Origin of the sequence: Aeromicrobium sp. CFBP 8757 (assembly GCF_014841755.1) — a bacterium.
Classification (GTDB): domain Bacteria; phylum Actinomycetota; class Actinomycetes; order Propionibacteriales; family Nocardioidaceae; genus Aeromicrobium.
The window spans coordinates 1-11,615 of the sequence record NZ_JACYUM010000015.1 but is presented as its reverse complement, the minus strand read 5'-3'; the positions used below and the strand labels follow the sequence as shown (position 1 = coordinate 11,615).

The window sequence follows — 11,615 nt, the reverse complement described above, 5'->3', positions numbered from 1 at the left end:
CGCCCGCCGCGTACAGCGCGGCGGCCTTCTGCGTCATGAGCCGGGCCATCTCGATCTCGATGTGCGTCTGCGCGAGCGGGTGCGCGATCGCCTGGTGGGCGCCGATCGGGGCCTTCCAGACCGTGCGCTCCTTGGCGTACTCGGACGCCTTGGCGAGGGCGAGCCGCGCCGTGCCGAGCGCGAACGACGCCGCCATGATCCGCTCGGGGTTGAGCCCCGCGAACAGCTGCTCGATGCCGGCGCCCTCCCCGCCGATCAGCGCCTCGGCAGGCACCAGGACGTCGTCGAAGAACAGCGTGAACTGCTTCTCCGGCGACACGATGCCCATGTCGATCTCCTGGTACGTGAACCCCGCGGAGTCGGTGGGCACGAGGAACAGCGCCGGCTTGAGCTTGCCGGTGCGAGCGTCCTCGGAGCGCGCCACGACCAGCACGTGGCTGGCCTCGTCGACGCCCGAGATGTACGTCTTCGTGCCGGTCAGCCGCCAGCCGTCGGCCTCGCGGTACGCCGTCGTGATGATGTTGTGCGAGTTGGAGCCGGCGTCGGGCTCGGTGATCGAGAAGGCGAACGTCGACGTGCCGTCGGCGAGCCCCGGCAGCAGCGACTTCTTCTGCTCGTCGCTGCCGAACTGGGCGATGATCGTGCCGACGATCGCCGGCGAGACGACCATCAGCAGCAGGGGGCTGCCGGCCGCCGCGAGCTCCTCGCAGACCGCGGCGAGGTCGCCGATGTCGCCGCCCCCTCCGCCGTACTCCTCGGGGATCGAGACCCCGAGGAACCCGTTGCGGCCCGCCTCGGCCCACAGCTCGGTGGTCTTGCGGCCGTCGCGTGCGGCCTCCTCGAAGTAGCTGCGGCCGTACTTGTCGCCGAGGGCGGCGACGGACCTGCGCAGCGCGAGGCGCTCCTCGGACTCGGTGAATGCGACGGTCATGCGTTCTCTCCTTCGATGACGGCCAGGACGGCACCGGACTCGACCTGCGAGCCCGCCGTCACCGACAGCTGGGTCACGACGCCGTCGGTCGGCGCGGTGATGGTGTGCTGCATCTTCATGGCCTCGAGGACGACGACGACGTCGCCCGCGGAGACCGTCTGGCCGTCGGTCACGGCCACCTCGACCACGGCGGCCGGCATCGGGGCGAGGAGCGATCCCTCGGCGACGACGTCGGACGGGTCGACGAACCGCGGCACCGGCACGAGGTCGAGCGAGCCGTGGGGCCCGTCGACGTCGACCGAGCCCACGCCGATCGTGACGGCGTAGGTCTCGGTGACGCCGTCGACCTCGAGCACGACCCGTGTCGGCGTGGCCTCGACGACCGTGATCGGGTCGTCCGTGACGAGCGCGAGCCGGCCGCCGCGGTTCTCGTACGCGACCCCGACGTGCTGGTCGGGGGTCACGGCGTAGGTGCGCACCCGCGGCGCGGACGGCACGTTGCGGTAGGCCGGCGGCACCCGCGTCAGGACCGCCGCCCCGGACGCGGCGGCGGTGGCCTGCGCGAGCGCGGCGGCCGAGACGCAGCGGTGCAGGGCCTGCTCGTCGACGGCCGGAGCCGTCCAGGCGTCGAGCCGGTCGTCGAGCAGCGTGGTGCGCAGATCGGCGGCCACGAACGACTCGTCGGCCAGGATCGCCTGCAGGAACGCCAGGTTCGTGGTGAGCCCGTGCACCCGCGAGCGTCGCAGCACGCCACCGAGTCGTCGGACGGCCGTGGCGCGGTCGGGCCCGTGGGCGACGATCTTGGCGATCATCGCGTCGTAGTGGATGCCGACCGTCGAGCCGGTCTCGACGCCGGAGTCGACCCGCACGCCCGGCCCGGACGGGACGTCGAACGTCCGCAGGGTGCCGGTCTGTGGCTGCCAGTCGTCGGCCGGGTCCTCGGCGTAGAGCCGCACCTCGACGGCGTGCCCGGACGGCGGCGGCACGTCGCCGACCAGCGGCGCGCCCTCGGCCACCGCGATCTGCAGGGCCACGAGGTCGACCCCGAAGACCTCCTCGGTGACGGGGTGCTCGACCTGCAGGCGGGTGTTCATCTCGAGGAAGAACGCCCTGCCCTCGTCCGACCCGGTGCCGGAGACCATGAACTCGACCGTGCCGGCGCCCACGTAGTCGACGGCCCGGGCCGCCGCGCGCGCCGCGTCGTGCAGGGTCACGCGGACGGCGTCGGACAGCCCGGGGGCGGGGGCCTCCTCGACGACCTTCTGGTGACGCCGCTGGATCGAGCAGTCGCGGTCGCCCACGACCCATACCGTGCCGTGGGTGTCGGCCATGACCTGCACCTCGACGTGCCGCGCCGCCTCGAGGTAGCGCTCGACGAACACCGTCGGGTCGCCGAACGCGGAGGCGGCCTCGGCGGACGCCTGCTCGATCGTGCGCTCGAGGTCGTCGAGGTGCCGGACGACGCGCATGCCGCGGCCACCTCCACCGGCCGACGCCTTCACCAGCACGGGCAGCTCGTCGGCCGTGACGGCCTGCGGCTCGAGCCGGCCGAGCTGCGGCACGCCGGCGTCGAGCATCAGCTCCTTGGCGCGGATCTTGTCGCCCATCGCCTCGATCGCGGACGGCGTCGGGCCGATCCAGACCAGGCCGGCCGCCTCGACGTCGCGCGCGAACTGCGCGTTCTCGGACAGGAAGCCGTAGCCGGGGTGGACGGCGTCGGCGCCCGCCGCGAGCGCCGCCGCGATGACGAGGTCGCCCCGCAGGTAGGTCTCGGACGGTGCGCTGCCGGGCAGCCGGACGGCGACGTCGGCCTCTTCGACGAACGGTGCGGACGCGTCGGCGTCCGAGAACACCGCGACGGTGCGGATGCCGAGGTCGCGGCACGTGCGGAACACCCGCCGCGCGATCTCGCCCCGATTCGCCACCAGCACCCGCGAGATGTGGGCAGTTGATGTCGATCTCAGGGGCGTGGACTGACCGAAGGTGCCCACTTCTTGTGCGTTGGTGCGGCTCATAGGCGGAACACTCCGTATCCCTCGGCGCCCCGGACGGGACGGTTCGTGATGGCGCTGAGGCAGATGCCGAGGATCGTGCGGGTGTCGCGTGGGTCGATGACGCCGTCGTCGTAGAGCATCCCGGACGTGAAGTACGCCAGCGACTCCTTCTCGATCTGCTCCTCGATCATGGCGCGCATCGCCGCGTCGCCGTCCTCGTCGTACGGCTGCCCCTTGGCCGCGGCGGCACCGCGGGCGACGATCGAGATGACGCCGGCCAGCTGCGCCGGACCCATGACGGCCGACTTGGCGTTGGGCCAGCTGAACATGAAGCGCGGGTCGTACGCGCGTCCGCTCATGCCGTAGTGGCCGGCTCCGTACGAGGCGCCCATGACGACCGACAGGTGCGGCACGGTCGAGTTCGAGACCGCGTTGATCATCTGCGCGCCGTGCTTGATGATGCCGCCCTGCTCGTACTCGGCGCCGACCATGTAGCCCGTCGTGTTGTGCAGGAACAGCAGGGGCGTGTCGGTCTGGTTGGCGAGCTGGATGAACTGCGCCGCCTTCTGCGCCTCCTCGCTGAACAGCACGCCCTGCGCATTGGCCAGGATGCCGATCGGGTGCCCGTGCAGGCGGGCGTAGCCCGTGACGAGCGACGTCCCGTAGAGGGGCTTGAACTCGTCGAAGGGGCTCGATCCGTCCGTGGTGCCGTCGACGACGCGGACGATGACCTCGCGGGGGTCGAACGGGATCTTGAGATCGGTCGGGACGATCCCGAGCAGCTCCTCGGGGTCGTGGGCGGGCTCGGCGAACGTCGGTGCGGGCGTCGTGCCGGCCTTGCGCCAGTTAAGGTTCTTCACGATCGAGCGCCCGATGCGGATCGCGTCGTGCTCGTCGACCGCCAGGTAGTCGGCCAGGCCCGACGTGCGGGCGTGCATCTCGGCGCCGCCGAGCGACTCGTCGTCGGACTCCTCGCCCGTGGCCATCTTGACCAGCGGCGGGCCCCCGAGGAACACCTTCGCCCCCTCCTTGACCATCACGACGTAGTCGCTCATGCCCGGCACGTACGCCCCACCGGCGGTCGAGTTGCCGAAGACCAGCGCGACGGTCGGACGTCGGTCGGCACTGGCGCGGGTGATGCTGCGGAACGAGCCGCCGCCGGGGATGAAGATGTCCTTCTGCGTCGGCAGGTCGGCACCGCCCGACTCGACCAGGTTGACGGTCGGCAGCCCGCACTCGTCCGCGATCTGCGCGGCCCGCTGGCTCTTGCGCAGGGTGCTCGGATTGCTCGAGCCGCCCTTGACCGTGGGGTCGTTGGCCACGATCAGCACCTCGACGCCCTCGACGACGCCGATGCCCGTGACGACCGACGCGCCGACCGTGAAGTCGGTGCCCCAGGCCGCCAGCGGCGACAGCTCGAGGAACGGCGCGTCGGCGTCGACGAGCAGCTCGATGCGCTCGCGGGCCGTCAGCTTGCCGCGGCGGCGGTGCCGCTCGATGCTGCGCTCGCCACCCGCGTCGACCGCCAGCCGGTGCTGCGCGGCGAGGTCGGCGACGCGCTCGAGCATCCGCTCGCGGTTGGCGCGGTACGTCTCGGAGGTCGTGTCGACGGCAGTCCTCATCACAGTCCCATCAGCTTGGCGGCCAGATCGGTCATGACCTCGGTGGCGCCGCCACCGATGCCGAGGATGCGGGCGTCGCGGTAGTGGCGCTCGACCTCGGACTCGCGCATGTAGCCCATGCCGCCGAAGACCTGGACGGCCTCGGAGACGACCCACTCGCAGGCCGCGACCGAGACGTTCTTGGCGACGACCGCCTCGAGCAGCGGCCCCTCGGTCGCTGCGCTCCCTCCCGCGACTCCGTCGCTAGGGGCCGACGATGCAAGGGCGGCCAGCTCGACGGCTTCGCGCGTCAGCGCCCGGGCGGCCGCGGTGCGGCTGTGCATCTCGACGAGCTTGTGGCGGATGACCTGACGTGTCACGAGCGGCTTGCCGAACGTCTCGCGCTGCCTCGCGTAGTCGGTCGCGAGGTCGAGGGCGCGCTGCGCCGTCGCGTAGGCCTGCGTCGCGAGGCTCAGCCGCTCGTTCACGAACTGGTCGACGATCAGCGAGAACCCACCGTCGACGTCGCCGACGATGTTGGTGGCCGGCACCCGCACGTCGTCGAACGTCAGCTCGGCGGTGTCGGAGCAGTGCCAGCCCATCTTGCGCAGCGGCTTGGACACCGTGAAGCCCGGCAGCCCCTTGTCGATCACGAGCAGGCTGACGCCGGCGAAGCCGGGCCCGCCCGTGCGCACCGCGGTCGTGACGAAGTCCGATCGCACGCCGGACGTGATGAACGTCTTGGCGCCGTTGACGACGTACTCGTCGCCGTCGCGGACTGCGCGGGTCGTGAGCCCCGAGACGTCCGATCCGCCGCCGGGCTCGGTGATGCCGAGCGAGCCGATCGTCTCGCCCGCGAGCGTCGGGCGCACGTACCGGTCGACCAGCTCGGCGCTCCCCTTGTCGACGATGTGCGGGATCGCGATGCCGTGCGTGAACAGGCTCGCCAGCAGCCCGGTGGAGCCACCGCCGGCCATCACCGCCTCGGTCATGATCGTCGCGTCGACGATGTCGCCGCCGCTGCCGCCCAGCTCCTCGGCGAAGCCGATGCCGAGCAGACCGACGTCCGCGGCCTTGCGGTGCAGCTCGCGCGGCAGCATGCCCGCGTCCTCCCAGGCGGGCAGGTGCGGGGCGATCTCCTTCTCGGTGAAGGACGTGACCATCTCGCGCAGGGCGAGACGCTCGGGGGTGGTCCAGACGGTCATCGGGCGGCCTCCGCGGCGGTGTCGGTCGAGTGGTCGGGGAGCAGGGCCGTCGGCACGTCGACGACGCGGGCGCGCAGCCACTCGCCGACGCCCTTGGCCTGCGGGTCGAGGCGGGTCGACGACGCGACGCCCTCGCCGAGCAGGCCGTGGACGACGACATTGACGGCGCACAGCGTCGGCAGGAGGTGGACGTCGACGTCGAGCCCGGCCGCCTCGGGCAGCAGCTCGCGCACCGTCTCGGCGTCGAGCAGGCCGACGAGCCAGGCGTAGGCGTCGTCGCGGGCGGGGTGGTCGGCCGGGATCCAGACGCCGATGTTGGCGTCGCCGCCCTTGTCGCCCGACCGCGCGTGCACCAGACGTCCGAGCGGGGCGCGGGTCGTCGGCGTCGTCCCGCCGTCGAGTGGTGCGTTCCCGTCCCCGAACGGTGCGGTCCGGTCAGACGCGCCGTCCCAGATCGTCCGATCCGCACCGTTCGCGATGTCCGGGGCGGGGACGGATTCGCGGCGGCCGTCGGGGTGCACCACGACGTGGGGGACGTCCGACTGCTCGACGTACGCGGCGCTGTAGACGCCGTAGGGGGTCGCTGCCGCCGGGGGACGCGACACGCTGAACCCGGGGTACGACCCCAGCGCGAGCTGGATCGCGGCGTCGCTGAAGGCGCGCCCGACCGGCTCGGGCGCGGCGCTGCGGACGTGCAGCCGCAGCAGCGACGTGGCCTGCGCCTGCGTCGCCGGGTCGTCGACACCCGTGCGGTCGAGGTGCCACTCGACGACGTCGGGCCGTGCGCCCGTCGCGGTCATCGCGGCCTGCATCTGGTGCTGGAGCAGCGCGGCCTTGGCCTCGACGTCGAGGCCCGTCAGCAGGAACTCGACGCTGTTGCGGAAGCCGCCGACCGAGTTGAGGCAGACCTTCGTGGTGGACGGCGGTGCCTCGCCGACGACTCCCGTGACGGCGACGCGGTCGGGGCCCTGCTGGGTCAGGACCACCGTGTCGAGACGGGTCGAGACGTCGGGCCCGAGGTAGAGCGGCGACTGCACCTCGTACACGAGCTGGGCGGTGACGGTGTCGACCGTGACGGCGCCTCCCGTGCCCGCGTGCTTCGTGATGACGACCGAGCCGTCGTCCGAGATCTCGGCGATCGGGAAGCCCAGTGGAGTCGACATGTCGACATCGGCGAATCCGGAGAAGTTGCCGCCGGTGGCCTGCGTCCCGCACTCGACGACGTGGCCCGCGACGACCGCCCCGGCCAGCCGGTCGAGGTCGTCGCGCCCCCACCCGAAGTGCGCGACGGCGGGCCCGACGACGACCGAGGCGTCGGTGACGCGCCCCGTCACGACGACGTCGGCTCCCGCGTCGAGGGCTGCGGCGATGCCGAACGCGCCCAGGTAGGCGTTGGCCGTCAGCGCGTCCGCGCCGAACCGCTCGCTCAGGTCGTCGCCCTCGACGTGCGCGATCGCGACGTCGAGGCCCTGCTCGTCCGCGATGCCCCGCAGCCGCTCCGCGAGACCCGCCGGGTTGAGCCCGCCGGCGTTCGTGACGATGCGGACCCCCCGCTCCTTGGCCAGCCCCATCGTGTCGGCCATCTGCCGCACGAACGTCTTGGCGTAGCCGAGCGACGGGTCCTTCATGCGGTCACGACCGAGGATCAGCATCGTGAGCTCGGCGAGGTAGTCGCCCGTCAGGTAGTCGAGGTCACCGCCCTCGAGCATCTCGCGCATCGCCGACAGGCGGTCGCCGTAGTAGCCCGAGCAGTTGCCGATGCGGATGCTCACGCGTCGGAGCCCCGGTCGGCGAGTCGGACGGGATCGGCGCCCGGCATGCCGGCGAAGGCCTGGACGATCGACAGCCAGTGCGCCGCGTGCTCGCCGTGCGCGACGACGTCGACGTCGTCGAGGTGCCGGCGGCGCGTCGCGAGGAGCGCGAAGTCGTGCCCGGAGCCCGTGACCCGCTCGTCGGCGTCGGTCGGGCCCCACGTCCAGAGGTCACCGTCGGGGCCCGTCAGCTCGACCCGGACGTCGACGCCGGGGTCGGTCTCGCCGTGCACGAGGTACGCGTAGCCCCGGGCCCGCACCCCGATGTGGCACACGTGCCGTGCACGCGACGTCGTGGGAATCGTGATGCCGAGCGCCTCGCCGATGTCGTGGCCGTGCGCCCACGTCTCCATGATGCGCGCGGTCGCCATCGAGGCGGGGCTCATGGGCGGCCCGAACCACGGCACCTTCTCGCCGTCCGGCACGTCGCGCAGGGCGGCGTCGAGCTCGACCCGCCCCTCGCGCCACACCATCAGCAGGTCACCCGGGGGGATCAGCGCGGTCTCGGCCGACTGCGCGTCGACGAAGCCCGTGGGATCGGAGGCGGCGGTCCGCAGCATGTCGGCGAACACCTCGGGCTCCTGCAGGGCCGTGAGCGACGCCATGTCGGTCCAGTGCAGGTGGGCGATCTGGTCGGTGACCGTCCACCCCTCGGGCGTCGTGACGGTCGACCAGGCGGGTTCGGCCAGCCCGGCGACCCACTGGTCGAGCTGCACGCTCTCGGCCGTCAGGTCGGACAGGACGTCGTCGAGGGTGCTCATGACATCTCCAGCTCATGCTCGAGGACCGCAGCCCATGAATCGAGGACGGTCGCCCGTCGTCGTGCGTCGTCGGTCAGCGAGGCGGCCAGACCCAGGCCACGGACCAGGTCGAGCGTCGCCTGGACGAGCTGGCGGTTGTCGCCCTTGGTCTCGTCGATGCCGAGCAGCTCGAGCGCGTAGGCGTGGGTCTCGCGCCCGATGCGGCGCTCGAGGGGCGCGACCGACTCGCGCAGCTCGGCGTCGGTGCGGGCCGCGACCCACAGCTCGAGCGCGGCGAAGAACACCGGCGACACGAACTGGTCGGCCAGGATGTCGAGCACGCCACGGATGCGGTCGTCGCCGGTCAGACGCTCGGCGTGCCGGCGCATGTCGTCGCGACGGCGGTCGGTCAGGTGCTCGACCGCCGCGACCACGAGGGCCTGCTTGCTCGGGAAGTGGTGCAGCTGCGCACCGCGACTCACTCCTGCGCGCCGGCTCACGACGGTCGTCGTGGTGCCCGACCAGCCGAGCTCGACGAGCGAGTCGACCGTCGCCTCCATCAGGCGCAGGCGCATCGCGCGGGTGCGCTCGCCCTGGGTCGCGCGCACGGCGGCATCGGTCGTCACCCGACCAGCATGCGCCGCCGACGTACAAACAGTCAAGCCTGCTTGTTTGTTTCGAGGCTGCGTGGCGAATATAAGAACGCCCTCACGGCGGTCTCACAGCGTGCTCACGTGCAGGCGGTGGGATGGGGTCATCGACACTCCCCCTCCCGCTCACCCACCTCGATCCCCAGGAGTCACCATGCGCACCACCCCGTTCCGCCCCCGCCTCGCCGCCGTCGGCGCGATCTCGGCCCTCGCCCTCACGCTCGGCGCCTGCGGGGGCAGCGACGACGAGGCCCTGTCGTCCGGAGACCGCGAGAAGGCCTCGGCCGCGGCGCTCGCGTACGTCGGCGGAGGCGCCGTGACGGACGCCGAGCGCGGCGACGGCGACGACCGGTACGAGTACCAGGTCGAGGTCACGCTGCCGAACGGCACCGACATCGACGTCGAGCTCGACGACTCCTTCGCCGTGACCAACAGCCCGCCGAAGGCCGCGGACTTCGCGACCGACGCCCCGTCGGCCACGCCGTCCGGCGACGCCCCCACCGACGGCGCGCCGTCGGCCGTCGCCCCCGAGGACGACCGCGGCCTGCTCGGCGAGACCCGGACGAAGGCCGAGGCCGCCGCCCTGAAGGCCACCGGTGAGGGTCGCGTCACCGAGACGAGCGGCAGCGACGACGCCGACCACGTGTACGAGGTCGACGTGCTGCTGCCGAGCGGCGAGGACGTGACGGTCGAGCTCGACGCCGACTTCACCGTCACCAAGATCGATCGCTGACGGCTGTCAGCGGGCGGTGAGACAGGGCGTCGTCCTCGGCTAGGCTCAGGCGACCCAAGAATCCGCTGAGAAGGATCCCGCATGAGCGACCAGACTCCCGTCCCGCCTCCTCCGCCGCCGCCCCCGTCCGAGCCGAGCGTCGTCCAGGCTCCGTCCGCCGCTGCGGCACCGCCGCCCCCGCCGCCCCCACCGGCGCCCGACGCCCCGGCCGCGACCGGTGGCGGCAAGCGCGGTCGTGGCGCACGCACGGCGATCGTCGGCGGCGTGGCGGCGGCGCTCGTGCTGGGCGGCGGGCTCGGCGCCTACGCGGTCTACGACCGGCTCAGCGGAGGCGGCACCCAGCCCGACGACGTCCTGCCGGCCTCGACCCAGATCTACGCGCGGGTCGACCTCGACCCGTCCGCGAGCCAGAAGATCGACCTGTTCAAGCTGCTGCGCAAGGTGCCCGACCTCGCCGACGAGGCCGGCATCACGAGCGACGAGGCCGACATCCGCGAGCTCGTCTTCCCGCAGATCCTCGCCAGCTCGTGCGACGACGTCGACTACGAGAAGGACGTCGAGCCGTGGATCGGCGACCGCATCGGCGTCGGCGCCAACGTCGAGGACAAGACGGCCGTCATCGCCGTCCAGGTCACCGACGAGTCGAGGTCGCGCGCCGGCATCAAGCAGCTGTTCGAGTGCGCCGGCGAGGACTACGGCCTGGCCTACCTCGACGGCTACGCGCTGATCTCGCCGAAACAGGCCGACGTCGACAAGGCCGTCGCCGCCACGAAGAAGGCGTCGCTGGCCGACAGCGAGAAGTTCTCCGAGGACGTCGACGAGCTCGGCGAGCAGGGCATCGCCTCCGCCTGGATCGACCTCGAGGCGCTGTCGTCGATCCCCCAGGCCAAGGAGGCGCTCGGCAGCGAGCTCGACCGGGTCGTCGACATGGGGTCGGTCGCCACGGCGCTGCGCGCCGACGGTGACGCGATCGAGCTCGGCGTGCTGAGCGGGGTCGACGAGAAGAGCAAGGCCACCACCCAGGGGACCCCGCTCGGCACGCTGCCGGCCGACACCGTCGCCGCCCTGTCGGTCGCCGGTGTCGGCGACCAGGTCTCCGAGGCGTACGACTCGTTCGTCGAGGAGTTCGACCGGCAGTTCTCCGGCGGCGCCGGTGACACGGGCCTCGACGGCACCGCGTCCGACCCGTCCGACGCCCTGGCCGACCCGGTCCTGGCGACCGTCCCGACGCCCGACGTCCCGACGGTCCCGACCGTCCCGACGCCCGACGTCCCGACGTTCCCGTCGCCGACGACCGAGCCGACCGACCCGGCCGACCCGTTCGGCTCCGATCCGTCCGATCCGTTCGCGAGCCCCGGCTTCACCATCGAGAGCTTCCTCGAGAGCATCGAGACCGAGACCGGCCTGCAGCTGCCGGAGGACATCGAGACGCTGTTCGGCGACGACCTGACCCTCGCGATCGGCTCGAAGAACCTCGAGAAGCTGCCGACGCTCTCGGGTCCCGAGGGCCTCAGCACGCTCGACCTGGCGCTCGCGCTGACGTCCGAGAAGGCCCCGGCCCTCGACCTGGTGCAGCGCATCGCGAAGCTGGCCGGCGACAACGGCATCCCGCTCGTCGCCTCGCCGACCGACGACGGCGCCGTGCTCGCGACCAACCAGGGTGCCGCCGACGAGATCGCCGATCCCGACGGGTCGCTGGGCGACCAGGACGCCTTCACGAGCGTCATCCCCGACGGCGACGCCGTCGGCGGCCTCTACGTCGACATCGGCACGATCCTCGACAAGCTGCTCGAGGCCGATCCGCCGGCCGACGTGCGCAAGGGCATCGAGTCGGCCAAGGCCCTGCGGGCGCTCGGCGCCTCGTCGACGACGGACGGAGACCGCTCGCTGACCCGCGTGCGCCTGTCGTTCGACTAGGCACCCGCGCCCACGACGCCGGGGGGGGGGCGC

At 72.4% G+C, this 11,615-nt stretch carries 9 protein-coding genes; 2 read left to right on the top strand and 7 right to left on the bottom strand.

The window, feature by feature from the left end:
• The 7 genes from IFT73_RS18480 to IFT73_RS18450 all read right to left on the bottom strand — a co-directional run.
• Positions 1 to 931: acyl-CoA dehydrogenase family protein (locus IFT73_RS18480; protein ID WP_192168901.1), on the bottom strand; the 931-nt coding region annotated here is incomplete at its 3' end.
• Positions 928 to 2,856 (bottom strand): biotin carboxylase N-terminal domain-containing protein, encoded by a 1,929-nt coding sequence (locus IFT73_RS18475; RefSeq protein ID WP_371811330.1) that lies wholly within the window; start codon positions 2,854 to 2,856, stop codon positions 928 to 930. The genes IFT73_RS18475 and IFT73_RS18480, both read right to left, overlap by 4 nt.
• An 86-nt stretch (positions 2,857 to 2,942) precedes the next feature.
• Positions 2,943 to 4,547 (bottom strand): acyl-CoA carboxylase subunit beta, encoded by a 1,605-nt coding sequence (locus IFT73_RS18470; RefSeq protein WP_192168899.1) that lies wholly within the window; start codon positions 4,545 to 4,547, stop codon positions 2,943 to 2,945.
• The gene (locus IFT73_RS18465) at positions 4,547 to 5,731 is read right to left on the bottom strand and encodes an acyl-CoA dehydrogenase family protein (RefSeq protein WP_192168898.1); all 1,185 of its coding nucleotides are present in this window, start codon (positions 5,729 to 5,731) and stop codon (positions 4,547 to 4,549) included. The genes IFT73_RS18470 and IFT73_RS18465 overlap by 1 nt, the downstream gene beginning before the upstream one ends.
• The gene (locus tag IFT73_RS18460) at positions 5,728 to 7,503 is read right to left on the bottom strand and encodes an acyclic terpene utilization AtuA family protein (protein ID WP_192168897.1); all 1,776 of its coding nucleotides are present in this window, start codon (positions 7,501 to 7,503) and stop codon (positions 5,728 to 5,730) included. Before IFT73_RS18460 ends, IFT73_RS18465 begins: the two co-directional genes overlap by 4 nt.
• Complete coding sequence (locus IFT73_RS18455; protein ID WP_192168896.1) at positions 7,500 to 8,303, bottom strand: TIGR03084 family metal-binding protein; 804 nt, start codon at positions 8,301 to 8,303, stop codon at positions 7,500 to 7,502. Before IFT73_RS18455 ends, IFT73_RS18460 begins: the two co-directional genes overlap by 4 nt.
• Positions 8,300 to 8,908, bottom strand: a complete 609-nt coding sequence (locus IFT73_RS18450; RefSeq protein ID WP_371811329.1) for a TetR/AcrR family transcriptional regulator — start codon at positions 8,906 to 8,908, stop codon at positions 8,300 to 8,302. Before IFT73_RS18450 ends, IFT73_RS18455 begins: the two co-directional genes overlap by 4 nt.
• A gap of 178 nt (positions 8,909 to 9,086) precedes the next feature.
• Here IFT73_RS18450 and IFT73_RS18445 point away from each other — a divergent pair, with 178 nt between their 5' ends.
• Positions 9,087 to 9,665 (top strand): PepSY domain-containing protein, encoded by a 579-nt coding sequence (locus IFT73_RS18445; protein WP_192168895.1) that lies wholly within the window; start codon positions 9,087 to 9,089, stop codon positions 9,663 to 9,665.
• An 81-nt stretch (positions 9,666 to 9,746) separates the two neighbouring features.
• A complete protein-coding gene (locus tag IFT73_RS18440; RefSeq protein WP_192168894.1) occupies positions 9,747 to 11,582 on the top strand; it encodes a DUF3352 domain-containing protein in 1,836 nt (611 codons plus the stop codon).
• Positions 11,583 to 11,615: the final 33 nt, after the last annotated feature.

Bases quoted from the DNA above. Each gene is read 5' to 3' on its own strand.
- IFT73_RS18470 (WP_192168899.1), bottom strand. From the start codon at position 4,547: ATGAGGACTGCCGTCGACACGACCTCCGAGACGTACCGCGCCAACCGC.
- IFT73_RS18465 (WP_192168898.1), bottom strand. From the start codon at position 5,731: ATGACCGTCTGGACCACCCCCGAGCGTCTCGCCCTGCGCGAGATGGTC.
- IFT73_RS18455 (WP_192168896.1), bottom strand. From the start codon at position 8,303: ATGAGCACCCTCGACGACGTCCTGTCCGACCTGACGGCCGAGAGCGTG.
- IFT73_RS18445 (WP_192168895.1), top strand. From the start codon at position 9,087: ATGCGCACCACCCCGTTCCGCCCCCGCCTCGCCGCCGTCGGCGCGATC.
- IFT73_RS18440 (WP_192168894.1), top strand. From the start codon at position 9,747: ATGAGCGACCAGACTCCCGTCCCGCCTCCTCCGCCGCCGCCCCCGTCC.